This is a genomic window from Streptomyces viridochromogenes, from assembly GCF_001270495.1.
Taxonomy (GTDB): Bacteria; Actinomycetota; Actinomycetes; order Streptomycetales; family Streptomycetaceae; genus Streptomyces; species Streptomyces viridochromogenes_A.
The window spans coordinates 12,389-34,471 of sequence record NZ_LGUR01000202.1 but is presented as its reverse complement, the minus strand read 5'-3'; the positions used below and the strand labels follow the sequence as shown (position 1 = coordinate 34,471).

The window sequence follows — 22,083 nt, the reverse complement described above, 5'->3', positions numbered from 1 at the left end:
TCAGAAGTTAAGGGTGGGGTTCGCGCACGTCAATGGTTTGAGCAGGAGGAAGCGGGACCTGGGAGAAACCTGTGGTGAACCTGGGAGCCGCACCGGGCGAAACCGTTCCGCAGCCGGGCCCTGGAGGTTACCGTTCGGTAGACGATGTCGTCCCGGAGGTGCCCCGCATGACACCCGACCGTGCCGCAGGCCTCGCCGAGTCCGCCCGAGCGCTGGCCGGCGGGGAAGTGACGTCGCGGGCGCTGGTCGCGGAGGCGCTGGCGCGGATCGAGGCGACCCAGGGCACGCTCAACGCCTTCCGGGTGGTCCGGGCCGAGGCCGCCCTCGCCGAGGCGAAGGCCGCCGACGTGGAGCTCGCCGCCGGGGTGCGCAGGCCGCTGCTGGGCGTGCCGGTCGCGGTGAAGGACGACATGGACGTGGCGGGCGAGCCGACCGCGTTCGGCTGTTGCGGTGAGTTCCCGCCGGTCGCGCAGGACGGCGAGGCGGTACGGCGGCTGCGCGCGGCCGGGGCGGTCATCGTCGGCAAGACGAACACCTGTGAGCTGGGGCAGTGGCCGTTCACCGAGGGGCCGGCCTTCGGCGCGACCCGCAATCCGTGGCACCCGGACCATACGCCGGGCGGCTCGTCCGGCGGTTCGGCAGCCGCTGTGGCGGCCGGTCTGGTGCCCGCCGCGCTCGGCTCGGACGGCGCCGGTTCGGTGCGGATCCCGGCCTCGTGGACCCATCTCATCGGCATCAAGCCACAGCGCGGCCGCATCTCCACCTGGCCGCGCGGCGAGTCCTTCCAGGGCATCACCGTCAACGGCACCCTCGCCCGTACGGTTGCCGACGCCGCCCTCCTCCTGGACGCCGCCGCCGGCAACCACGACCTCGACCCGCACCGGCCGCCGGCGGTCGACGCCTCCGCGGCCGTGGGCCGCGACCCCGGCCGGCTGCGGATCGCGCTCTCCCTGAAGCCGCCGTTCACCGCCGTGCCCGCCCGTCTGCAGCCGGAGGTGCGGGCCAGGGTGGTCCGACTCGCCGAGAAACTGGGCTCGTTGGGGCATTTCGTCGAGGAGGCCGATCCGCCGTACGGCCAGATCGGCCTGACCTTCGTCCCGCGCGCCACGGTCGGTATCGCCGAGTGGGCGAGCGACGCGCCCTTCCCCGCACTGCTGGACCCGCGCACCCGGGGCGCCGTGCGGCTGGGCCGGCTCCTCGGCGGGGCCCCGCTGCGGGCGGCCCGGCGCGCGGAGGCGGTGCTGCACCGTCGTATCGGCGCGTTCTACGAGTCGTACGACGTGATCGTCGCGCCCACAACGGCCGCTCCCCCGCCCCGGGTCGGCGCGATGCTCGAACTCGGCGGTTTCGCGACCGACCGGGCGATGATCGCCGCCTGTCCCTACGCCTGGCCCTGGAACGTGCTCGGCTGGCCCGGCGTGAACGTCCCCGCCGGATTCGTGGACGGACTGCCCGTCGGCGCCCAGCTGCTCGGGCCGGCGAACAGCGAGCCGCTGCTGATCTCGCTGGCCGCGCAGTTGGAGGCGGAGCTGCGCTGGCACGAGCTGTGGCCGCCGCAGCAGGGCGAGCAGGTGCGGGCCCCGGTCGTCTGAGACGCCGCCGGCCCGGCTCGGGCAGGCTCTACCCTGTGACGATGGACGATGCGTCGATGGTCGGGCTCATGGGGCGGGTCACCGGCACGGTGGGACCCGGGCTCGTCGGCGAGGTGATCGTGCGGGTGCGCGGCGGCGCCGAGCACTTCCTCGCCTATCCGGCCACCGGCACCGAGCGCATCGAACGCGGCACGGTGGTGATGGTGGTGGAGTACCAGCCGCCGCGCACCGTCTACGTCCAGGCGGCGTACGACAGTTGAGCCCGCTCGTCCGCAGGTGAGAGCCGTCTGCGTCAAGGTTGCGGCAAGGATCCGCCAACGCCTGTACGTCCGGGTCGCCGAGGCGCACACTCCCCTTCGTCCGGTGCCGAAAGGGCACCATGCAAAGGGGGCGAATGCCGATGGTTGTCGGCGTCGTTGCGGGGGTGGCGGTAGGGGCCGTCCTCGTTCTGATCGGTCTGTTCAAGATGATGTGGCGGGTCGCCGAACCCAACGAGGCCCTGGTCATCTCCGGTTCCAAGCACCGCACGGAGGGCCTGGAGGAGGGCATGGGCTTTCGCATCGTCACCGGGCGCGGCACGCTGGTGCTCCCCGGTGTGCAGGCGGTGCGCAAGCTGTCGCTCGACCTGAACGAGACCGAGTTGCAGGTGGACTGCGTGACGCACCAGGGCATTCCGCTGAAGGTGCGGGGCGTGGTCATCTTCAAGGTGGGCGACGACTTCGTGTCGATCGCCAACGCGGCCCGCCGCTTCCTGGACCAGCAGAAGCTGATGTCGGAGCGGGTGCACAACGTCTTCGCCGGTCATCTGCGCTCCATCGTGGGCGGGTTGACGGTGGAGGACATGATCCGTGACCGGGAGAAGCTCACCGGGCAGACCCGGGCGGCGTGCGGTACGGAGATGGAGAAGCTGGGTCTGATCGTGGACTCGCTCCAGATCCACGAGATCGAGGACCCGACCGGGTACATCCAGAACCTGGCCATGCCGCACGCGGCGGCCGTTCAGCGGGACGCGCGGATCGCGCAGGCGGAGGCGAACCGGCTGGCCACGGAGGCGGAGCAGCAGTCGTACGCGCGGATGGCCGAGGCGACCCGGGACAGCGAGATCCTCCAGGCGGGCTACCAGGCCGAGCGCGACAAGGCGGGCGCCAAGGCCCGGCAGGCAGGTCCGCTCGCCGACGCGGCCGCCCGGCAGGAGGTGGTCGTCCAGGAGACGCGGGTGGCCGAACTGGAGGCGCATCGGCGCGAGCAGCAGCTCCAGGCCGATGTCCGCAAGCCCGCGGACGCCGCGGCCTACGAGAAGCGCACGCTGGCCGAGGCCGAGCGCGACGCGCGGATCTCGGCGGCGCAGGCCAAGGCGAAGGAGACGGAACTGGCGGCCGCCGCCGAGGCGACCCGGGTCAAGACGGCCGCGGGCGCCGAGGCCGAGGCGACCAAGACGCGCGGCACGGCGACCGCCGCGGCGACCCGGGCCACCGGTGAGGCGGAGGCCGCCGCCGCACAGGCCAAGGGACTCGCGCAGGCCGAGGCGACCAAGGCCCAGGGGCTGGCGGAGGCGGAGGCCATCAAGGCCCGGGCCGCCGCCCTCGCCGAGAACCAGGAGGCCGTGGTCGCCCAGCAGCTCGCCGAGAACTGGCCGGAGATCGTCCGCGCCGGCGCGTCCGCTTTCGGCAACGTCGACAACATGGTGCTGCTCAACGGCGCCGACGGGATGGCGGACATGTTCGCCAAGGCCCTCACCATGGGCGGTACGGGGCTCGGGCTGGCGCGTCAGCTGCTCGCCTCGATGAACCAGAACGGGCAGGTCCCGAAGGAGGCTTCGCCGCTCAACGGGCTCGCGCAGAAGGTTCCGGTGGACGAGAAGTGAACCTCCAGGGGTCTTCGGTGGCCCTTCACGCGTAACTCACGGGGGCAGCCCCTAAGGTGCCCCCGTGAGCACGTACACCGACGAGAACGTCCCGGGCCGTCACGGCCCCACCGCCACCACCGAGGCCGAACCCCGCGCGGTCGGCAAGGTGCGTACCGAGTACTCGCCCGCGCACGACGGCGACCCCGACCCCGGGGAGATCGTCTGGACCTGGGTCCCCTTCGAGGAGAACGACGGCCGGGGCAAGGACCGCCCGGTGCTCGTGGTCGCCCGGGAGGCGGCCGGCACCTTCCTCGCCGTGCAGCTCTCCAGCAAGCGGCACGACGGGGACCGCGAGTGGGTCGCCATCGGCAGCGGACCGTGGGACCGGACGGGGCGCGACTCCTGGGTCGACGTGGACCGCATCCTCCGGCTGCACGAGCAGGGCATGCGCCGGGAGGCATGCGCCCTGGACCGCGGGCGGTTCAACCTGGTCAGGCAACGGCTGCACGAGCGCTACGGCTGGACCTGACGCCACGACTTGGGCTGACGCCACGACTGGGGCTGACGCTCGGGGAACGCCCTGGCGAACGCGGCGCGCACGGGGCTGTCGGGCTTGCGGTCCAGGATGCCGAAGACCACATGCTCGAAGGCCCCCGCGAACCGACCGCCGGGCCCGAGCAGCCCCTGGAACGCGCCCGCCACCTGCGCGGGGTCGTTCTGGAACACCCCGCACCCCCAGGCGCCCAGCACCAGCCGCCGGTACCCGTGCGCCGCGGCCGTCTCCAGCACGCGCTCGGCGCGGATCGCCAGTGCCCGCGGCAGCTCGGCCGTGCGCTCGGGTGTCGTACGCCGCACCACGCCCGCGTTCGGGGCGGCGGCGGTCAGGAAGCCGGCGGTGTAGGGCTCGTCCAGCAGGCCGCCCCGGTCGTCGCGGAAGACGGGCACGCCGGGTGAGTGGATGACGCGGTCCGTGTAGAAGGGGTCGCGGTGGGCCCGGTGATGGTCGTAGAACGCGCGGGCATCGAGCAGGCAGGTGTACAGCGCCGAGGCGCGGCACAGGGCCTCCTCCTGCGCCTGGGCGCCGTTCAGGAAGCCGCCGCCCGGATTGCGGGCCGAGGCGAAGTTCAGTACGGCCGTGTCGTCGCCGAGGCGGCGGGCCGCCTCCAGGCTGCTCTCGCCGGTGACCTCGAAGAACGTCTCGGCATCGGATGTCCGCGGCACCGGGACCGGGTCCGGCCCGTACATCCGGGTGCCCTGCCGGGCGGCCTCGACGGCCGCCGCGATCGACACCTCGCGCCCGTCGGACGCGCGGTACGCCCCAGCCGCGACCACCTGCTCCGTCTGCTGTGCGACGCCGCGCAGACGCGCGCTCATGGCGCCACCCCCGTGCGCGCCATGAACGCGCTCCGCGCGTTCTCCCCCGTCGTGCTCATGCACCGATCCTGGGTGATGCTGGTGATGCCGTGCAACGGAGTTTCCCGCCCCCGCGACAGACGGGGAACGACCGGGAAATCCCCTGCTAACGCCCGGAGAGCGGAGGTTACCGACCCGGAACGTGCCGGTACGCACCCTTGTGCGAGGCGACACGAGCGTCTTGGGTGGGACGAGTGTGCCCGCCCGCCCACAAGATCCGGGCCGGGCGGCATCGTGGACTCTCAGGAGGATCCCGACATGTCAGATTCGGTGAGTGACTGTACGGAGCAGCCCCGCACCGCGGTCACCGAAGCCGAGGTGGAGGCCCTGGTCAGGGGCATCTGCTTCAAGACCGGCCCACCCCGCACCCTCGGGGTCGAAGTGGAATGGCTCGTCCACGAGCTGCGCAGCCCGCAGCTCACCGTGACACCCGAACGACTCGAAGCGGCCTACGCCGCACTACGGACCGTGCACCTGAGGTCGGCGCTCACCGTCGAGCCCGGCGGCCAGCTGGAACTGAGCTCGCCGCCCGCCGCCTCGCTGATGGAGTGCATCGGTACCGTCTCCGCCGACCTCGACGCCGCCCGCGCGGTACTGCGCGAGCACGATCTCGGTCTGGTCGGCCTGGGCAATGATCCCTGGCACTCGCCCCGCCGGTTCCTGCGCCAGCCGCGCTACGACGCGATGGAGGCATCCCTGGACCGGGCGGGCCCGGCCGGCCGCGCCATGATGTGCACCTCGGCCTCCGTCCAGGTGTGCCTGGACTCCGGATACGAGGAGCCCGGCCCGCTCGGGCACGGACGGCGCTGGTGGCTGGCCCACCAGCTGGGCGCGGTCCTGGTGGCCGCCTTCGCCAACTCCCCGCTGGCCGGGCGCGAGCCCACGGGCTGGCTGTCCACCCGGCAGCTGCTGTGGATGGAGATCGGCGCGGGCCGCGCGGGCGCGCCCCCGCTGAACGGCGATCCGCGGATCGCCTGGGCACGGCACGTCCTGGACGCGCCGGTGATGTGCGTACGCCGGGAGAGCGGCCCGTGGGACGTCCCGGACGGGCTGACGTTCCGGGAGTGGATGCGGTCGGGGGCGCCCCGACCGCCGACGCACGAGGACCTCGACTACCACCTCACGACGCTGTTCCCGCCGGTCAGACCGCGTGGCCATCTGGAGCTGCGCATGATCGACGCACAGCCCGGCGAGGACGGCTGGATCGTGCCGCTGGCCGTGACGACCGCGCTCTTCGACGACCCGGAGGCCGCCGAGACCGCGTATCGCACCGTGAAGCCGCTGGCCGAGCGCGCCCTGTCACTGCCCGCGCCGCACAATCCACTGTGGATCGACGCGGCCCGCTCGGGCCTCGCCGACCCCGAGCTGCGGGAGGTGGCGGACACCTGCTTCGCGGCGGCGCTGGAGGCGCTGCCCCGGCTGGGGGCCACGGCCGAGGTCACGGACGCCGTGGCGGCGTACCGGGACCGCTACGTCAGCCGGGGCCGCTGCCCCGCCGACGACCTGCTGGACGAGCTCTACGGCACGGACCGCACCCTGTACGGGAAGGACGACCGGACATGACCGACCCCGCCCACGACGCCGAAACGCTCCGCGAGCGGGCACTGACCACCCTCACCACCGCCCGTGCCCGGACGACCCTGCTGACCTCCTGTGTCGAGGACCCCGACCTCACCGCCCAGCACTCGCCGCTGATGTCCCCGCTGGTGTGGGACCTCGCGCACATCGGCAACCAGGAGGAGCAGTGGCTGCTCCGGACGGTCGCCGGGCGTGAGGCGATGCGGCCCGAGATCGACGGCATCTACGACGCCTTCGAGCACCCGCGCGCCGAGCGCCCGTCGCTACCGCTGCTGCCGCCGACCGAGGCCCGGCACTACGCGGCCGAGGTGCGCGGCCGGGTGCTGGACCTCTTGGAGAGCACGGCCTTCCACGGAACGCGGCTGACCGAGGCGGGCTTCGCCTTCGGGATGATCGCGCAGCACGAGCAGCAGCACGACGAGACGATGCTGATCACCCATCAGCTCCGCAAGGGCCCGCAGGCCCTGCACGCCCCGGACCCGGAACCGGCGCCCCTGCTCACTGGGCCGTCCGAAGTGCTGGTCCCCGGCGGCCTGTTCACCATGGGCACCTCGACCGAGCCGTGGGCGCTGGACAACGAACGCCCTGCGCATGTGCGCGAGGTGCCGGCGTTCCACATCGACACGACGCCGGTGACGAACGCCGCGTACCAGGCGTTCATCGAGGACGGCGGCTACGACGACGACCGCTGGTGGACGGCGGGGGGCTGGGCGCACATCCGGCAGCACTCCATCCACGCCCCCCTGTTCTGGCGCCGGGACGGCAAGCAGTGGCTCAGGCGGCGCTTCGGCGTCACCGAGGTCGTACCGCCCGACGAACCCGTGCTGCACGTGTGCTGGTACGAGGCCGACGCCTACGCCCGCTGGGCCGGGCGCCGGCTGCCCACCGAGGCCGAGTGGGAGAAGGCCGCCCGGCACGACCCGGCCGGTGACCGCTCGATGCGCTACCCGTGGGGCGACGCCGACCCCGCTCCGGAGCACGCCAACCTCGGCCAGCGGCATCTGCGCCCGGCACCGGCCGGCAGCTACCCGGAGGGCGAATCGCCGCTCGGTGTACGGCAGTTGATCGGTGACGTGTGGGAGTGGACGGCGAGCGACTTCCTGCCGTACCCGGGGTTCCAGGCGTTCCCGTACAAGGAGTACTCGGAGGTGTTCTTCGGGCCCGAGCACAAGGTGCTGCGGGGCGGCTCGTTCGCCGTGGACGCGGTGGCCTGCCGGGGCACCTTCCGCAACTGGGACTATCCGATCCGGCGGCAGATCTTCTCCGGGTTCCGCACGGCCCGCTCCGCGGGGGACGTCTGATGTGCCGTCACCTGGCCTACGTAGGCCCCGAGGAGCCGCTCGGCACCCTCCTCGTGGAGCCGCCGCACGCCCTGTACCGCCAGTCGTGGGCGCCTCGGCGGCAGCGGCACGGGACGGTCAACGCCGACGGTTTCGGGGTCGGTTGGTACGCCGACGGGGACCCGGTGCCGGCGCGGTACCGCCGGGCCGGGCCCATCTGGGCGGATCTGTCCTTCGCCGATCTGGCCCGGGTGGTGCGGTCCACCGCGCTGCTCGCCGCCGTACGGGACGCCACGCTGTCGGGCGCCGACGCGGAGGCCGCGGCGGCACCGTTCGCCGCCGGTCCCTGGCTGTTCAGCCACAACGGCGCCGTGAAGGGCTGGCCGGATTCGCTCGCGCCGCTCGTGCCGACCCTGCCCGCGGTGGACCTGCTGTCGATGGAGGCCCGCAACGACTCGGCGCTCGTCTGGGCGCTGGTCCTCGCGCGGCTCCGCGGCGGGGACACGAGTGAGCCGCAGGGGCGCTCCGCCATTCAGGACGAGGGGCAGGCTCTGGCCGACACCGTCCTGGAGGTCGCCGAGGCGGCCCCCGGCTCCCGGCTGAACCTGCTGCTCACCAACGGCGAGACGATCACCGCGACGGCCTGGGGCGACACCCTCTGGTATCTGGTCCGGCCCGGCGGCGGCACCGTCGTGGCCTCCGAGCCCTACGACGACGACCCGCACTGGCAGGAGGTCCCCGACCGCACCCTCCTCGCGGCGAGCGGCACCGATGTGCTGCTCACCCCGCTGAAGGACCCCAGTGACGCCCTGCCACCCGCACCCGCCCGACCGAGGGAGCCCAGCACGTGAGTCCGTTCCTTCTCACCCGCACCCTGCCCGAGGACGCCACCGACGCCGCCCTGCGCGCCGACGTCCTCAAGGGCCTGACCAGCACGCCGAAAGCGCTGCCGCCGAAGTGGTTCTACGACGCGCAGGGCAGCGAACTCTTCGAGAAGATCACCGAGTTGCCCGAGTACTACCCCACGCGCGCCGAGCGCGAGATCCTCGTCGACCGGGCCGGCGAGATCGCCGCGGCCACCGGCGCCCGCACCCTCGTCGAGCTGGGCTCCGGCTCCTCGGAGAAGACGCGGTACCTCATCGACGCGCTGACCGGGCTGCACACGTACGTGCCCGTCGACGTCAGCGAGAGCGCCCTCACCCAGGCCGGGCAGGCGCTGATCGAGGAGCGGCCGGGGCTGGACGTGCATGCCCTGATCGCCGACTTCACCGGCGGGCTGGTCCTGCCGGACACGCCGGGTCCGCGGCTGGTGGCGTTCCTCGGTGGCACGATCGGCAATCTGCTGCCGGCCGAGCGCGCCGCGTTCCTCGCCTCCGTCCGCGCCCTGCTCGCCCCCGGTGACGCGCTGCTGCTCGGCACGGATCTGGTCAAGGACGAGCGGGTCCTGGTGGAGGCGTACGACGACGCGGCCGGGGTGACGGCCGCGTTCAACAAGAACGTGCTGACCGTGATCGACCGGGAGTTGGGCGCCGACTTCGATCCCGGCGCGTTCGAGCACGTGGCGCTCTGGGATCCGGACAACGAGTGGATCGAGATGCGGCTGCGCTCCCGCACCGCGCAGACGGTGAAGGTGCCCGCGCTGGATCTCGCCGTCGACTTCGCGGCGGGCGAGGAGATGCGCACCGAGGTGTCGGCGAAGTTCCGCAGGGACGGTGTCCGCACGGAACTGTCGGCGGCGGGACTGGAGCTGGCGCACTGGTGGACGGACGGTCAGGGCCGGTTCGCGCTGTCACTGAGCGTGGCGCGGTGACCGACGGCTCGCGCGTTGCCCCGCCTTGGGGCACCGTGGAGTGACGCGTGTGAGAGGAGCACCCACATGTCGAACCACACCTACCGGGTCACCGATATCGTCGGCACCTCGCCCGAGGGCGTGGACCAGGCCATCCGCAACGGGATCGAGCGCGCCTCGCAGACCCTGCGCAACCTGGACTGGTTCGAGGTGACCGAGGTACGCGGCCAGCTCGAAGAGGGGCAGATCGCGCACTGGCAGGTGACGATGAAGGTCGGCTTCCGCCTGGACGACGCCGGGTAGCGCGCCGGGATACCGGGTTATCCGGGTAGCCACGCCGGATACGGTCCTCAGGTCCGCCCCTCCCGCTCCTGTGCCACCTTCAGCGCGGCGGACGGGGCGGTCCAGCGCGCCCGTACGACGGTGAAACCGGCCCGTTCGGCGTCCTCGCAGACCAGCTCGTCGTCGTCCACCAGGACCCGGATCTCACGGGTGCGGGCGAGGCGGCGCAGGATCTCCAGCTTGGTGCGCCGGGCGGGCCTGCGGTCGTCGTTGCGCCGCATGTACACGCGCCCGTCCGGCAGTCCCTGCGCGGCGAGCCAGTCCAGCGTGTCCCGCCGGCAGCGCTCGGGCCGCCCGGTCAGATAGAGGACCTCGCACTCCTGAGCGCTCTCCCGCGCCAGCGCGATGCCTTCCGCGAGGGGCGGGTCCTGCGGGGCGGCCGCGAAGAAGCCGTCCCAGTCACGCGGTTCACGCTCCAGGAAGTGCTGTCGGTGTGCCGTGTCGGCGAGGGTGTTGTCCAGGTCGAACACGGCGAGCGGGGGTCGTGTGCTGCTGTCGGTCACGCCCCTCACACTAGACGGGCCCCGCACCCCGGCAACCTCCGCGCGCCGGGCGGCCACTGCTGTGCGACATGGCACGCAGGCGGAGGCGGGAGGCCCCGGTGGGCAACACAGCGAGCGGCATGCGTCGTACGGCGATCTGGACGGCGGCGGCGGTCGGCGCGGCCCTGGTGGCGGTGCTGGGGCCGGCGAGCGAGGCGTCCGCCGCGACGACCCTGGTCGTGGCGACCGACGGGAACGACTCGGCACCGGGCAGCCTGGCCCAGCCCCTGCGGACCATCCAGCGGGCCGTGGACCTGGCGCGGCCCGGCGACGTCATCGCCGTACGCGGTGGCACGTACGCCCTCACGGACAACATCACCATCTCCACCTCGGGCACCGCCTCCCAGCCCATCGCCCTGGGCGCCTACCGGGGCGAGCGTGTGATCGTCGACGGCGAGCGACTGCCCGCCAGTCACACGCCGGTCGGCGGCAGCATCCCCCGGGCCGAACGCGGGGCGATCCACATGGAGGCCTCCCACTGGCGGATCTCCGGCCTGGAACTCGTCAACGGCCCGTACGGCGTCTACTGCGACGGCTGCAACAGCAACGTCTTTTCCAGAATTTCCACACATGACAACTACGAGTCCGGTTTCCAGCTTCAAGGGTCGTCCAGTGACAACCAGATCCTGAACCTGGACAGTTACGGCAACCGTGACCCGCGCAAGAACGGCGAGAGCGCGGACGGGCTGGCCATCAAGGAGGGCAGCGGGACCGGCAATGTGGTGCGGGGTGCCCGATTGTGGAACAACGTGGACGACGGGTTCGACGCCTGGAAGTTCGCCTCGCCGATTCTGATCGAGAACACGGTCGCGTACGGCAACGGCTTCAACCGATGGAACTTCCCGGACTTCGCGGGCGACGGCAACGGCTTCAAGATGGGCGGCGGCACCCCGGCCCCGGCGGTGGGGCACACCCTGCGCAACTCGATCGCGTACAGGAACGCCGCGCACGGCGTCACGGACAACGGCAACCCCGGCGCCCAGACCCTGACCCGCAACTCGACGTGGGCCAACGCCGGTACCGGCTTCGACGCCGACGTCCCGGGCGGCGCCGCCAGCCTCACCGGCAACCTGTCGGTCGCCGACGCCCGCGCGGCGTCCGTCGGCTCGGGAACGACCGCGAGCGGCAACTCGTGGAACCTGGGCGGGACCTGGAACGCCTCCTCGGTCCTCAGCACCGACCCGAACGCCCTCACGGGCCCGCGCTCCGCCGACGGCTCGCTACCGTCGGCCCCGGCCTTTCTCGTGCCCCGCAACGGTGCTGCTGTCGGCGCCCGGTTCTGAACCACCGGCGGGACTGTCCCTGTGAGTCACATTTGAGACAGTCCGGCCGAAAGAAATGGTCCGGACTATTTCCGGGAGGGGCCCTTTTCGCAGGCCCTCGCGAGATCGCGGGCGTATCACGACGGGCGCGAACGCGCCACCCCGGTAAGGCAATTCACCCCTCCGGTTGATTGTTCAAAGAGAGCGCTGACATACTCCGGCTTCCGGCTTTTCGAAGCCACCTCTCCCGTCCCCCTCCCCCCCCCATCAGCCCGCACCCACCAGTGTGTTCGGCATGACGCAGCAAAGAAGGTGCGCCTGTGCCCGATTTTTCACCATGGCACGACAATTCGCTCACATACAGTCCGCCGAACAACGAACCCGCGCCGTCCCGGCGGATATCTGAAGACCCCGAATTTCACTCACTGCGCCGCGCCCAACGCAGGTTCGGCGTCCGGGCGACCCTCCTCTCGGTAGGTGGATTCCTGCTGTACGTCCTGCTGTCGCACTCGCTCCCCGGCCTGATGAACGAGCGCCTGCTCGGGAACCTCACGCTCGGCCTCGCCCTGGGACTCGGGCAGTTCGTCGTGATGGGCGTGACCGCCTGGTGCTACGTCAGGCACATGCGCACCCGGGTCGACCCGATCGCCCGCGGCCTCGGCTCACGACTGCACCAGCACGAAGCCAACTCGCTCCGCACCACCGCGCCGGAGGGGGAGGCCGGCCAGGCCTTCCGGCCCGGCAACTCCAGGGGGTACCGCACGTGGTGACCATGTCCGAAGGCATCGTCGACAGGTTCAGCCTGAACCTGACGTTCGTGCTGTTCCTGTCGGTGGTCGTGGTCACCCTGTTCATGGCGCTGCTCACGGCCCCGCAGCGCGACGAGATCAGCGAGTTCTACCTCGGCAACCGCACCATGTCCCCGCTGCGCAACGGCCTCGCCATGTGCGGCGACTACCTGTCCGCCGCGACCCTGCTGGGCAGCACCGGACTGGTCGCCCTGACCGGGTACGACGGGTTGCTGTACCTCGCCGGCACGGTCGTCGCCTGGATGATGGTGCTGCTCCTCGTCGCCGAACCCCTGCGCCGCGCGGGCAAGTACACCCTGGGTGACACACTGGCCCTGCGTCTGACCCGGCTGCAACGGCCGGCCCGGCTCGCCCTGGCCGTGTGCACCCTCGCCATCACCACCCTGTACCTGGTGGCCCAACTCGTCGGCAGCATGGCCCTGTTGACCCAGTTCACCGGCGAACCCAGCGCCGCGACCCGCACCCTGTGCGTGATCGTGATCGGCACCATCGTCATCGTGTACGCGGCCATCGGCGGCGCGCCCGGCGCCACGGTCATCCAGATCATCAAGGCCGTGATGCTCATCGCGGGCGTGACGGTCACCGCCGTCATGGTGCTGCACCACTACGACTGGAACCCCAACGCCCTGCTGTCCGCGGCCGCGAACCACAGCGGCACCGGCACACAGTTCCTCGAACCAGGACTGCGCTACGGCGTCAGCACCACCAGCAAGCTCGACTTCTTCAGCCTGGAACTGGCGATCGTCCTGGGCCTGGCCGCGCTCCCCCACGTACTGATGCGCCTGCTCGCCCCGCGCAAGGTCGACGTACTGCGCTCCTCCCTCGTGTGGGCGGTCGGCCTGGTCGGCCTGGTGTGCCTGGCGGCGGGCATCCTCGGCCTCGGCGCCACGGCCGTCGTCGGCCGCGAGACCATCGCGGAGACGGACCACAAGGGCGACTCCGCCGTCCTGCTCCTCGCCAACGCCCTCGGCGGCGGCATCCTCACGGCGCTGCTGTCCTGCCTCGCCTTCGTCACCCTGCTCGCCGTCGCGGCCGGCCTCACCCTCGCCGCCGCCTCGTCCCTCGCCCACGACCTGTACGGCGAGGTGATCCGCAAGGGCCGCGCGAGCGAGACCGAGGAGCTGTTGGTGGCCCGGCTGTCGGCCGCCGTCATCGGCGTCCTCGCCATGATGCTCGCCCTCATCTCCTGGGGCGCCAACACCGCGACACTCGCCTTCCTCGCCTTCGCCATCGCGGCGTCCGCGATCCTGCCGACCATCGTGTACACCCTCTTCTGGCGCCGCTTCACGGGCGAGGGGGCGCTGCTCAGCCTCTGGGGCGGCCTGGTCTGCTCGGTCCTGCTGGTGCTGTTCTCCCCGGTGGTCTCCTCCACACCGGGCTCGTTCTACCCGGACGCCGACTTCGCCTGGTTCCCGCTGCAGAACCCCGGCATCGTCTCCATCCCGGCGGGCTTCCTCCTGGGCTGGCTCGGCACGGTACTGAGCGAGCGACAGGGGGCCCAGGAGGAGGCCGCCTACCAGGAGTTCGAGGTCCGGATGCTGGTGGGCGCCAACGAGGGGGCAGGCGAATAGGACATGCTTTCGTCATGTCTACTCGTACGTTCCTGATCGGCGCCGCCCGTGAGCGCCCGTGCACGCTCGTCGTCTGCCGGGGCTGCTGCTGCGGTGATCCCCGCAAGCACCCCGGCACCGACCACGCCTGGCAGCTGGAGCGCCTCCGCGCGGCCGGGTCCGAGCACGGTTTCCAGGTCCGTACGACCGACTGCCTGGGCCCCTGCGACCAGGCCAACGTGATCGTCGTCCAGCCGTCGGCCGCGGGGCGCCGGGCCGGCGGCCGGGCCACCTGGGTGGGCTTCGCGATGGACGACGACTGCACGGAGGAGATCGTGGGGTGGGCAGCCGCGGGCGGACCGGGTCTCGCGGAGCCGCCCGTCACGCTGGAGCTTCAGTTCATCCAGCCGCCGCGGGACGCCCGGGTGCGGTCCCGTCGCTGACACCCCAGGGCAATTGTTAATGGGATCCATTTTCATGTAGCGTCCTCGGTGTTCACCCACCGAGGAGGTCCGTCATGGCTGTCCCCAAGCGGAAGATGTCCCGCAGCAACACCCGCCACCGCCGCGCCCAGTGGAAGGCGAGCACCCCGCAGCTGGTACCCGTCACCATCGACGGCGTCAGCCACCTCGTGCCGCAGCACCTGGTGAAGGCGTACGAGCGCGGGCTGCTGCGCCCCGAGGGCTGACCGGAGATGCCGTACGACCGCCGACTGCCCGTCACCGTCCTGTCCGGCTTCCTCGGGGCCGGCAAGACGACCCTGCTCAACCATGTCCTCGGCAACCGCGAAGGCCTGCGTGTGGCAGTGATCGTCAACGACATGAGCGAGGTCAACATCGACGCCGCGCTGGTGCGCGGCGGCGAGGCCGCCCTGTCGCGGACCGAGGAGCGCCTGGTCGAGATGACCAACGGCTGCATCTGCTGCACCCTGCGCGACGACCTCCTCCAGGAGGTCGACCGGCTCGCCCGCGAGGGCCGCTTCGACCATCTCCTCATCGAGTCGTCCGGCATCTCCGAACCCATGCCGGTCGCGGCCACCTTCGCCTTCGCCCGCGACGACGGCGCCACGCTCGGCGACCTCGCCCTCCTGGACACCATGGTCACGGTCGTCGACGCCGCCAACTTCCTCGCGGAGCTGGACAGCGGCGACGAACTCGCCGAGCGCGGCCTCGACCAGTACGAGGACGACGAGCGCACCGTCAGCGATCTCCTCGTCGACCAGGTCGAGTTCGCCGACGTACTCGTGCTCAACAAGCTCGACCTGGTGGACGACGTGGCGGCGGACCGCCTGCGTGCCGCGCTGGGCCGGCTCAACCCCGCCGCGCGGATCGTCGACGCCGTACAGGGACAGGTGGCGCTCCAAGAGGTGCTCGGCACCCGGCTGTTCGACCTGGAGCGCGCCCAGCAGGCGCCGGGCTGGGTGCGGGAACTCAACGGCGACCACGTGCCGGAGACCGAGGAGTACGGCATCTCGTCCACGGTGTTCCGTGCCGAAGCGCCCTTCCACCCCGGGCGGCTGTGGACCTTCGTCACGGAGGAGCTCGACAGCGGCGCATACGGGAAGGTGCTGCGCTCCAAGGGCTTCTTCACCCTGGCCAGCCGTCCGCATGTGACGGGGCTGTGGTCGCAGGCCGGTTCCGTCGCCCGCTTCGAGCCCAGCGCCGCACGGGACGCGGAGGCGCCGTACGCCCAGGAGCTGGTCTTCATCGGCACGCACCTGCGTGCGGAGGCGCTCCGGGTCGCCTTGGCCGAGTGCCTGCTGACGGATGACGAGGGCTTCCCGGCCGCCGACCCGTTCCCGGCCTGGGACACGTACGGCATCGACGACGCCTGCGAGCACGAGCACGCGGCGCCGCTCCAGGGGGCGGCGCACTGAGTCCCTCTCCGGGCCCGGCCTGCTGGGCCGATATCTGGAGCGCATCCTCTGCCCGGTGATCAACATCCTCTCCGACGACCAGAGCCTGGTCCGGGCCGACTACCGCACGAACCACGCCCGTCCCAGGGAGCTGAAACGGCGCTACGACCCGGGCAACCTGTTCCGCCTGAACAACAACACCGCCCCGTGAGGAAGCCGGCGGGGAATCCTGCGGGCGCCACGGTGTTGAACCCGGTATGAGCTCCGTGATCGCTTCGGCCCGCTTCTCCGTCCTGGACCGCTCCCGCACCCGCGAGGGCCACTCGACCGGAGAGGCGCTGCGCGACACCGTACGGCTGGCGCGGGAGATCGAGGCGCTCGGCTACCACCGCATCTGGGTCTCGGAGCACCACGGCGTACCCGGTGTCGCCGGTTCCGCCCCGACCGTGCTGGCCGCCGCCGTCGCCTCCGCGACCCGCACGATCCGGGTCGGCACCGGCGGCGTAATGCTGCCCAACCACCAACCACTGGTCGTGGCCGAGCAGTTCGGCGTGTTGGAGTCCCTCTTCCCCGGCCGTGTCGACATGGGGATCGGACGATCCGTCGGCTTCACGGACGGCGTGCGCAAGGCACTCGGGCGGGACAAGGGGGACGCGGAGGACTTCGCGGCGCAGATCCAGGAGCTGCTCGGCTGGTTCCGGGGCACCTCCGCCACGGGGGTGCACGCGCGGCCCGCCGAGGGTCTGAGCGTGCCGCCGTTCGTGCTGGCCATGGGTGAGGGAGCGGACATCGCGGCCCGCGCGGGTCTGCCGATGGTCATCGGTGACCTCAGGAACAGGGAGAAGATGCGGCGCGGCATCGACCACTATCGCGACAGCTTCCGCCCCTCGCCCTGGGCGAGCGAGCCGTACGTCGTGATCTCCGGCACGGTCGCGGTGGCCGCCACGCCCGAGGAGGCCCGGCGGCTGCTCGTGCCCGAGGCCTGGTCGATGGCCCACTCCCGCACGCACGGCACCTTCCCGCCGCTGCCGCCCGCCGAGCGGGTCGAGGCGGTCGCGATGACCGCCAAGGAACGCGGCTTCTACGAGGGCGGCCTCGCCGGACACATCGCGGGCACGGAGGAGCAGGTCGCGCACGAGCTGGAGACGGTGCTGAAGGAGACCGGGGCGCAAGAGGTGCTGGTCACGACCAGTACGTACGACCGTGCGGCCCTGGTGGACTCCTACCGGCGGCTCGCCCGGATCGTCGGCGCGTGATCCGGGCGGGCCGCCGGCCGGGGGCGGCCGGTCCGGTGGGTCAGTCCGTGGCGCGTGGGTCGAACGACCTGGTGTCGATGGTCAGCGGCTTCGGGAACGCGCCGGCCACCGACTCCCAGCCCGTGAACTTGAAGTTGGTGCCCTCCCGGTCCCCGTCCGCCGGCGTGGCCTCACCGTCGTGGGTGATCAGCAGCCCCTTGGGGAACGACCGGCCCAGCGGGACGTTGACCACGGCTGCCCCGTCGGAGTGCTGCACCCCGTCGGTGGCGGCGCTGTCGGCGATGGCGAAGGAGCCGAGGTAGGCATTGCGGCCCTGGCGCTCGTACACGGCGAAGGTGTTGTCGCCCTGGCTGGAGGCCAGCAGGTAGCCCTTGCCGTCGGCGGCGTGGTAGATCGCGGCGCCCTCGGCGTCGGCGCTCAGGTGCTCACCGCCGAAGCCGGGGTCGTGGGCGGTGTCGATGACGCACTCCTCTTCCTCGGCGTCGTACGTCCACGGCGTGCCGTACTCCCGCACCCGGTCGATCAGCCTCGGGCGGTCGAACTCCTCGTCGTCGAGGTCGACCCGCCACAGCCCGACGTCCTCCTGGGCGGCGTACAGGACGTGCTCCTCCTGGTCGACGACCATGCCCTCGACCTGCGCGTGGTCACCGGGGTCGGCGCACGGCGTCCAGCTCTGCCCGTTCGGCAGCGTGAAGGAGGCGGGCAGGTCGAGGGTGTCCTCGGTCGCGTAGCCGACGCGCCCGTCGCGGTCCTCCAACCGCAGCAGCCGTACCCGGGTCTCCGAGCGGCGCGACACCACCGCGTACGCGTTGTCGTCGTCGCTGAAGGCGGCCAGCCCGTAGGCGGTGCGCTGGTCGTCCACCTCGGCCTCGCTCGCGGAGAAGACCGGCGCGGCGTCGGCCGCCGTCACGTCCTTCAGCGGGGGCCTGCCCGCCGCCACGGCGGCCGGGTCGATGGCGTAGGCGCGGACCCGGTCCCGGCCGCGGTCGCTGACCAGGGCCAGGTCGGTCTTCCTGCCTCCCAGTTCGAAGCCGTAGACGACGTCGACGTTGTTGAAGCGGCCGGGTGCGGCGTCCTCACCGGGCGCCGCGGGTGCGGCGATGTGCTGGAGCCGGGTGCCGTCGAGGCCGTAGACGTCGAGGCCGGCCTCCTTGAGGGTGCCGATGACGAGGCTGCGGCCCGGGTCGCGGGGGTCGACCCAGAGGGCCGGGTCGTCGGCGTCGGCGTTGCCGCCCGCCTCGTCGTCGTGGACGGCGGGGGTCTCCACGCGTGCGGAGACGGAGACCGGCTGCGGGGCGGACGCGCCCGTGACCATCAGCAGCGCGGCGGTGAGAGTGCTCAGAGCTGAGGCGCTCACGATACTCCTCGGTAGGAAGAGAGACTGGCGAGACGCTATGGGCGGCCGGTGTGGGTGAGCCGACGGCCTCGTGAACAACAGGTGGCTCGTACGGTCCCGGGGTCCCCTTCGCTTAGAATCGCGGGGTTTGCCCCCACCCACCGACCCGCCCGTCCCGGAGCCTCTACCCCATGCACTCCCCGCACGATCCGTACGTCCGTGTCCGCGGCGCCCGTGAGCACAACCTCAAGGGCGTGGACGTCGACATTCCGCGGGACGTGCTGACCGTGTTCACGGGCGTGTCCGGTTCGGGGAAATCCTCGCTCGCGTTCGGCACGATCTACGCGGAGGCCCAGCGCCGCTACTTCGAGTCGGTCGCGCCGTACGCGCGCAGGCTCATTCACCAGGTCGGCGCGCCGAAGGTCGGCGAGATCAGCGGGCTCCCGCCCGCCGTGTCGCTCCAGCAGCGCCGCTCGGCGCCGACGTCCCGCTCGTCCGTCGGCACGGTCACCAACCTCTCCAACTCCCTGCGGATGCTGTTCTCCCGTGCGGGCGACTACCCGCCGGGCGCCGAGCGGCTGGATTCGGACGCCTTCTCGCCCAACACGGCGGCCGGGGCGTGCCCGGAGTGCCACGGGCTGGGCCAGGTGCACCGGACGAGCGAGGAGTTGCTGGTCCCCGACCCGGCGCTGTCGATCCGGGAGGGAGCGATCGCCGCGTGGCCGGGCGCCTGGCAGGGCAAGAACCTGCGCGACATCCTCGACGCGCTCGGCCACGACGTCGACCGGCCGTGGCGGGAGCTGCCCGCCGAGCAGCGTAGGTGGATCCTGTTCACCGACGAGCAGCCGGTCGTCACCGTGCACCCGGTACGCGACGCCGACCGCATCCAACGGCCCTACCAGGGCACGTACATGAGCGCCCACCGGTACGTCATGAAGACCTTCTCCGAGTCCAAGAGCCCGACGCTCAGGGCCAGGGCGGAGCGGTTCCTCGCTTCCGCGCCCTGCCCGGCGTGCGACGGCAGCAGGCTGCGGCCCGAGGCGCTGGCGGTGACCTTCGCCGGCCGGACGATCGCCGAACTGGCCGCGCTGCCGCTCACGGAGCTGGCGGGCACGCTGGGCGGCGAAGCCACGTCGGAGACCGCCCGTGTCCTCACCGAGGACCTTGAGTCCCGTATCGGGCCCGTCGTCGAGCTCGGCCTCGGCTATCTCAGCCTCGACCGCGCCACGCCCACGCTCTCCGCGGGCGAGCTGCAGCGTCTGCGGCTCGCGACCCAGCTGCGGTCCGGGCTGTTCGGTGTCGTGTACGTCCTGGACGAGCCGTCCGCGGGACTGCACCCGGCGGACACGGAGGCGCTGCTGACGGTGCTGGCGCGGCTGAAGGCGGCCGGGAACACGGTGTTCGTGGTCGAGCACCACCTCGACGTCATGCGCGGCGCCGACTGGCTGGTCGACGTGGGGCCGGACGCGGGTGAGCACGGCGGGCGGGTGCTGCACAGCGGGCCGGTGGCGGAGCTGGCGACGGTCGCGGAGTCGGCCACCGCGCGCTTCCTGTTCGACGACTCCCCCGCCGCCGTACGCCAAGTGCGCGCCCCGCACGGCCAGTTGAAGGTCGGGCCGGTCACCCGGCACAACCTGCGCGGGGTGACCGCCGAGTTCCCACTCGGTGCGTTCACGGCAGTCACCGGGGTCTCGGGGTCGGGTAAGTCCACGCTGATCGGCGAGATCACCGAGGACCTGACGGGCGTGGGGCGCCTGGTCTCGGTCGACCAGAAGCCGATCGGCCGCACCCCGCGCTCCAATCTCGCCACCTACACCGGCCTCTTCGACGTCGTACGCAAGGTGTTCGCGACCACCGACGAGGCGAGGGCCCGTGGTTACGGCGTGGGGCGCTTCTCCTTCAATGTCGCTGGGGGTCCCCCCTCTGGGGGAGGGCGCTGCGAGACCTGTCAGGGCGAGGGGTTCGTCAGCGTCGAGCTGCTGTTCCTGCCGAGCACGTACGCCCCGTGCCCGGACTGCGGCGGGGCGCGCTACAACCCCGAGACGCTCCAAGTGGCGTACCGGGGACGGAACATCGCGCAGGTGCTGGACCTCACGGTCGAGGCGGCCGCGGACTTCTTCGCGGACACCCCGGCCGTGGCCCGCAGCCTCGGCACCCTGCTCGACGTCGGCCTCGGCTATCTGCGGCTCGGCCAGCCCGCCACCGAGCTGTCCGGGGGCGAGGCACAGCGCATCAAGCTGGCGAGCGAGCTCCAGCGCGCCCGCCGCGGCCACACCCTCTACCTCCTCGACGAGCCGACGACCGGCCTCCATCCGGCCGACGTGGAGGTGCTGATGCGCCAGCTGCACGGGCTCGTCGACGCCGGACACACCGTCGTCGTGGTCGAGCACGACATGTCCGTCGTCGCGGGCGCCGACTGGGTGATCGACCTGGGGCCGGGCGGCGGGGACGCGGGGGGACGGATCGTGGCGGCGGGCCGGCCGGCGGAGGTGGCGCGCGCGGAGGGGAGCGCCACGGCGCCGTATCTGGCTCGCGTGATGCCCTGAGTCCAGCTCCTGGGCTGCCCTGAAAAGCCCTTGGGGACGCGGCACTTGTGCCTCGTAGAATCGCCGCGTGCGTTGATCCCCCGCGCGACGGCGCGTGCCGTCGCGGACCGTGTGGGCGCCCGGAGGTTTCCGTGGCCGCCCCGGCAGGCATACCCGTCGCCGTCCCACCGGAGATCACGCATGACCGCGCAGCAGTCCCCCACCTACGACGCGTTCGTCGCACTCGCCACTGCCGACCCCGCCGTCGTCGGCCTCGTCCTCAAGGGCTCGCGGGCCCACGACGGCATGGCCACCGAGCACTCCGACCACGATCTGTACGTCGTCCTCGCGGACGGCGCGGCGACGGACCTCCGTCGCTTCACCGGCCACCGCACGGCCCGGCTGGATCTGGTGGTCGTCTCTCTCACCGAGTTCCGGGCCGCCGGAATGCCGGGGCACGAGCGTTACGCCCTGGCCCGGGCGCGGGTCGTGCTCGACCGGCTGGACGGGGGGATCGCGGAGATCCTCGCCGCCAAGGCGCGGCTCGGCGCCGACGAGGCGTTCCGGGCGGTCGGCGGATGGCTCGACGCGTACGCCAACTCCCTCTACCGCTCGGTCAAGAACGACCGTGACGGCGAGCCGCTCGCCGCCCGGCTGGACGCCACCGAGGGTGTGGGGCACCTCCTGGAACTGCTCTTCGCCCTGGACCGGCGCCCCCGCCCGTACAACAAGTACCTACGCTGGGAACTCGCCCGCCATCCGCTGCCGGGCTGGGACGGCTCCGCCCTGCTGCGGGACGTGGACCGTGTCTCGGCGAGCGGCGACGTGGCGGTCCAGCGGCGGCTGTTCGCCCGCGTGGAGGCCACGGCCCGCCGGGAGGGGCACGGGGCGGTGCTGGATGCCTGGGGCGAGGATCTCCGGCTGATGCGCCCCCGGTAGCGCGGAGCGTTCGGCGGCTCGGGCCAGGCTGCGGCGGTCGGCGTGCAGGCCCGGCGCGATGGCGTCCCGCACCTCCACGTAGGCGACCAGCTCGCGTGCCCTGACCACCCGCCACACCGAGGTCAGCAGCGCGTCCTCGCCGACGAAGGCGGCCGCCGTGCTGAGGGCG

General features: G+C 72.1%; 22 protein-coding genes. 19 read left to right on the top strand and 3 right to left on the bottom strand.

The features are described 5' to 3' along the window. Positions 1 to 167 precede the first annotated feature (167 nt). The 4 genes from ADK36_RS23615 to ADK36_RS23600 all read left to right on the top strand — a co-directional run bounded on the left by ADK36_RS23615 (position 168) and on the right by ADK36_RS23600 (position 3,967). Positions 168 to 1,592 carry an amidase gene (locus ADK36_RS23615; RefSeq protein ID WP_053198926.1) on the top strand — a complete coding sequence of 475 codons (1,425 nt, stop codon included), beginning with the start codon at positions 168 to 170 and terminating at the stop codon, positions 1,590 to 1,592. Between the two features lie 41 nt (positions 1,593 to 1,633). Then, the gene (locus ADK36_RS23610) at positions 1,634 to 1,852 is read left to right on the top strand and encodes a hypothetical protein (protein ID WP_030961567.1); all 219 of its coding nucleotides are present in this window, start codon (positions 1,634 to 1,636) and stop codon (positions 1,850 to 1,852) included. Between the two features lie 134 nt (positions 1,853 to 1,986). Next, positions 1,987 to 3,456: an SPFH domain-containing protein gene (locus tag ADK36_RS23605; RefSeq protein WP_048584232.1), complete on the top strand. Its 1,470-nt coding sequence runs from the start codon at positions 1,987 to 1,989 to the stop codon at positions 3,454 to 3,456. A gap of 64 nt (positions 3,457 to 3,520) precedes the next feature. After that, positions 3,521 to 3,967, top strand: a complete 447-nt coding sequence (locus ADK36_RS23600; RefSeq protein WP_048584231.1) for a type II toxin-antitoxin system PemK/MazF family toxin — start codon at positions 3,521 to 3,523, stop codon at positions 3,965 to 3,967. Here ADK36_RS23600 and ADK36_RS23595 read toward each other — a convergent pair. Next, positions 3,952 to 4,812: a TIGR02452 family protein gene (locus ADK36_RS23595; RefSeq protein ID WP_053198924.1), complete on the bottom strand. Its 861-nt coding sequence runs from the start codon at positions 4,810 to 4,812 to the stop codon at positions 3,952 to 3,954. The two genes, ADK36_RS23600 and ADK36_RS23595, sit on opposite strands and share 16 nt — an antisense overlap. A gap of 297 nt (positions 4,813 to 5,109) precedes the next feature. Between ADK36_RS23595 and egtA the strand changes: the two genes are divergently transcribed. The 5 genes from egtA to ADK36_RS23570 all read left to right on the top strand — a co-directional run bounded on the left by egtA (position 5,110) and on the right by ADK36_RS23570 (position 9,801). Continuing rightward, positions 5,110 to 6,414 (top strand): ergothioneine biosynthesis glutamate--cysteine ligase EgtA, encoded by a 1,305-nt coding sequence (egtA, locus tag ADK36_RS23590; RefSeq protein ID WP_053198922.1) that lies wholly within the window; start codon positions 5,110 to 5,112, stop codon positions 6,412 to 6,414. Further along, positions 6,411 to 7,730 carry an ergothioneine biosynthesis protein EgtB gene (egtB, locus tag ADK36_RS23585; RefSeq protein ID WP_053198920.1) on the top strand — a complete coding sequence of 440 codons (1,320 nt, stop codon included), beginning with the start codon at positions 6,411 to 6,413 and terminating at the stop codon, positions 7,728 to 7,730. Before egtA ends, egtB begins: the two co-directional genes overlap by 4 nt. Beyond that, complete coding sequence (gene egtC / locus ADK36_RS23580; protein WP_048584227.1) at positions 7,730 to 8,560, top strand: ergothioneine biosynthesis protein EgtC; 831 nt, start codon at positions 7,730 to 7,732, stop codon at positions 8,558 to 8,560. The genes egtB and egtC overlap by 1 nt, the downstream gene beginning before the upstream one ends. Then, positions 8,557 to 9,519 carry an L-histidine N(alpha)-methyltransferase gene (egtD, locus tag ADK36_RS23575; protein WP_053198918.1) on the top strand — a complete coding sequence of 321 codons (963 nt, stop codon included), beginning with the start codon at positions 8,557 to 8,559 and terminating at the stop codon, positions 9,517 to 9,519. The genes egtC and egtD overlap by 4 nt, the downstream gene beginning before the upstream one ends. 66 nt (positions 9,520 to 9,585) lie before the next feature. Further along, complete coding sequence (locus tag ADK36_RS23570; RefSeq protein ID WP_030052884.1) at positions 9,586 to 9,801, top strand: dodecin; 216 nt, start codon at positions 9,586 to 9,588, stop codon at positions 9,799 to 9,801. A gap of 47 nt (positions 9,802 to 9,848) precedes the next feature. On the opposite strand, the gene ADK36_RS23565 is transcribed toward ADK36_RS23570, so the two are convergent. After that, positions 9,849 to 10,343 carry an LNS2 domain-containing protein gene (locus tag ADK36_RS23565; RefSeq protein WP_048584225.1) on the bottom strand — a complete coding sequence of 165 codons (495 nt, stop codon included), beginning with the start codon at positions 10,341 to 10,343 and terminating at the stop codon, positions 9,849 to 9,851. A 98-nt stretch (positions 10,344 to 10,441) separates the two neighbouring features. On the opposite strand from ADK36_RS23565, the gene ADK36_RS23560 reads away from it, so the two are divergent. The 8 genes from ADK36_RS23560 to ADK36_RS23530 all read left to right on the top strand — a co-directional run bounded on the left by ADK36_RS23560 (position 10,442) and on the right by ADK36_RS23530 (position 17,114). Next, positions 10,442 to 11,665, top strand: a complete 1,224-nt coding sequence (locus ADK36_RS23560) for a right-handed parallel beta-helix repeat-containing protein (RefSeq protein WP_234329849.1) — start codon at positions 10,442 to 10,444, stop codon at positions 11,663 to 11,665. A 299-nt stretch (positions 11,666 to 11,964) separates the two neighbouring features. Then, positions 11,965 to 12,414: a DUF485 domain-containing protein gene (locus ADK36_RS23555; protein WP_053198916.1), complete on the top strand. Its 450-nt coding sequence runs from the start codon at positions 11,965 to 11,967 to the stop codon at positions 12,412 to 12,414. 2 nt (positions 12,415 to 12,416) lie between these two features. After that, entirely contained in the window at positions 12,417 to 14,024 is a 1,608-nt protein-coding gene (locus ADK36_RS23550) for a solute symporter family protein (protein WP_425315336.1), read from the top strand. A 14-nt stretch (positions 14,025 to 14,038) separates the two neighbouring features. Further along, complete coding sequence (locus ADK36_RS23545) at positions 14,039 to 14,446, top strand: hypothetical protein (protein ID WP_048584222.1); 408 nt, start codon at positions 14,039 to 14,041, stop codon at positions 14,444 to 14,446. A gap of 74 nt (positions 14,447 to 14,520) precedes the next feature. Further along, positions 14,521 to 14,691 (top strand): 50S ribosomal protein L32, encoded by a 171-nt coding sequence (gene rpmF / locus ADK36_RS23540; RefSeq protein WP_003996023.1) that lies wholly within the window; start codon positions 14,521 to 14,523, stop codon positions 14,689 to 14,691. 6 nt (positions 14,692 to 14,697) lie between these two features. Beyond that, the gene (locus ADK36_RS23535; RefSeq protein ID WP_048584221.1) at positions 14,698 to 15,879 is read left to right on the top strand and encodes a GTP-binding protein; all 1,182 of its coding nucleotides are present in this window, start codon (positions 14,698 to 14,700) and stop codon (positions 15,877 to 15,879) included. Between the two features lie 55 nt (positions 15,880 to 15,934). Next, the gene (locus ADK36_RS50365; RefSeq protein ID WP_234329848.1) at positions 15,935 to 16,069 is read left to right on the top strand and encodes a BBE domain-containing protein; all 135 of its coding nucleotides are present in this window, start codon (positions 15,935 to 15,937) and stop codon (positions 16,067 to 16,069) included. Positions 16,070 to 16,115: 46 nt separating this feature from the next. Continuing rightward, a complete protein-coding gene (locus tag ADK36_RS23530; protein ID WP_048584220.1) occupies positions 16,116 to 17,114 on the top strand; it encodes an LLM class flavin-dependent oxidoreductase in 999 nt (332 codons plus the stop codon). 40 nt (positions 17,115 to 17,154) lie between these two features. On the opposite strand, the gene ADK36_RS23525 is transcribed toward ADK36_RS23530, so the two are convergent. After that, positions 17,155 to 18,471, bottom strand: a complete 1,317-nt coding sequence (locus ADK36_RS23525) for a phytase (protein WP_053198915.1) — start codon at positions 18,469 to 18,471, stop codon at positions 17,155 to 17,157. A gap of 170 nt (positions 18,472 to 18,641) precedes the next feature. Here ADK36_RS23525 and ADK36_RS23520 point away from each other — a divergent pair, with 170 nt between their 5' ends. Together ADK36_RS23520 and ADK36_RS51245 are read left to right on the top strand one after the other, a co-directional pair. Then, positions 18,642 to 20,996, top strand: a complete 2,355-nt coding sequence (locus tag ADK36_RS23520; protein ID WP_053198913.1) for an ATP-binding cassette domain-containing protein — start codon at positions 18,642 to 18,644, stop codon at positions 20,994 to 20,996. Between the two features lie 180 nt (positions 20,997 to 21,176). After that, positions 21,177 to 21,914, top strand: a complete 738-nt coding sequence (locus ADK36_RS51245) for a hypothetical protein (protein WP_053215137.1) — start codon at positions 21,177 to 21,179, stop codon at positions 21,912 to 21,914. The last annotated feature ends 169 nt before the right edge of the window (positions 21,915 to 22,083 follow it).

Bases quoted from the DNA above. Each gene is read 5' to 3' on its own strand.
- ADK36_RS23615 (WP_053198926.1), top strand. From the start codon at position 168: ATGACACCCGACCGTGCCGCAGGCCTCGCCGAGTCCGCCCGAGCGCTG.
- ADK36_RS23610 (WP_030961567.1), top strand. From the start codon at position 1,634: ATGGACGATGCGTCGATGGTCGGGCTCATGGGGCGGGTCACCGGCACG.
- ADK36_RS23605 (WP_048584232.1), top strand. From the start codon at position 1,987: ATGCCGATGGTTGTCGGCGTCGTTGCGGGGGTGGCGGTAGGGGCCGTC.
- ADK36_RS23595 (WP_053198924.1), bottom strand. From the start codon at position 4,812: ATGAGCGCGCGTCTGCGCGGCGTCGCACAGCAGACGGAGCAGGTGGTC.
- egtA (WP_053198922.1), top strand. From the start codon at position 5,110: ATGTCAGATTCGGTGAGTGACTGTACGGAGCAGCCCCGCACCGCGGTC.
- egtB (WP_053198920.1), top strand. From the start codon at position 6,411: ATGACCGACCCCGCCCACGACGCCGAAACGCTCCGCGAGCGGGCACTG.
- egtC (WP_048584227.1), top strand. From the start codon at position 7,730: ATGTGCCGTCACCTGGCCTACGTAGGCCCCGAGGAGCCGCTCGGCACC.
- ADK36_RS23570 (WP_030052884.1), top strand. From the start codon at position 9,586: ATGTCGAACCACACCTACCGGGTCACCGATATCGTCGGCACCTCGCCC.
- ADK36_RS23550 (WP_425315336.1), top strand. From the start codon at position 12,417: ATGTCCGAAGGCATCGTCGACAGGTTCAGCCTGAACCTGACGTTCGTG.
- ADK36_RS23545 (WP_048584222.1), top strand. From the start codon at position 14,039: ATGTCTACTCGTACGTTCCTGATCGGCGCCGCCCGTGAGCGCCCGTGC.
- rpmF (WP_003996023.1), top strand. From the start codon at position 14,521: ATGGCTGTCCCCAAGCGGAAGATGTCCCGCAGCAACACCCGCCACCGC.
- ADK36_RS23535 (WP_048584221.1), top strand. From the start codon at position 14,698: ATGCCGTACGACCGCCGACTGCCCGTCACCGTCCTGTCCGGCTTCCTC.
- ADK36_RS23530 (WP_048584220.1), top strand. From the start codon at position 16,116: ATGAGCTCCGTGATCGCTTCGGCCCGCTTCTCCGTCCTGGACCGCTCC.
- ADK36_RS23520 (WP_053198913.1), top strand. From the start codon at position 18,642: ATGCACTCCCCGCACGATCCGTACGTCCGTGTCCGCGGCGCCCGTGAG.
- ADK36_RS51245 (WP_053215137.1), top strand. From the start codon at position 21,177: ATGACCGCGCAGCAGTCCCCCACCTACGACGCGTTCGTCGCACTCGCC.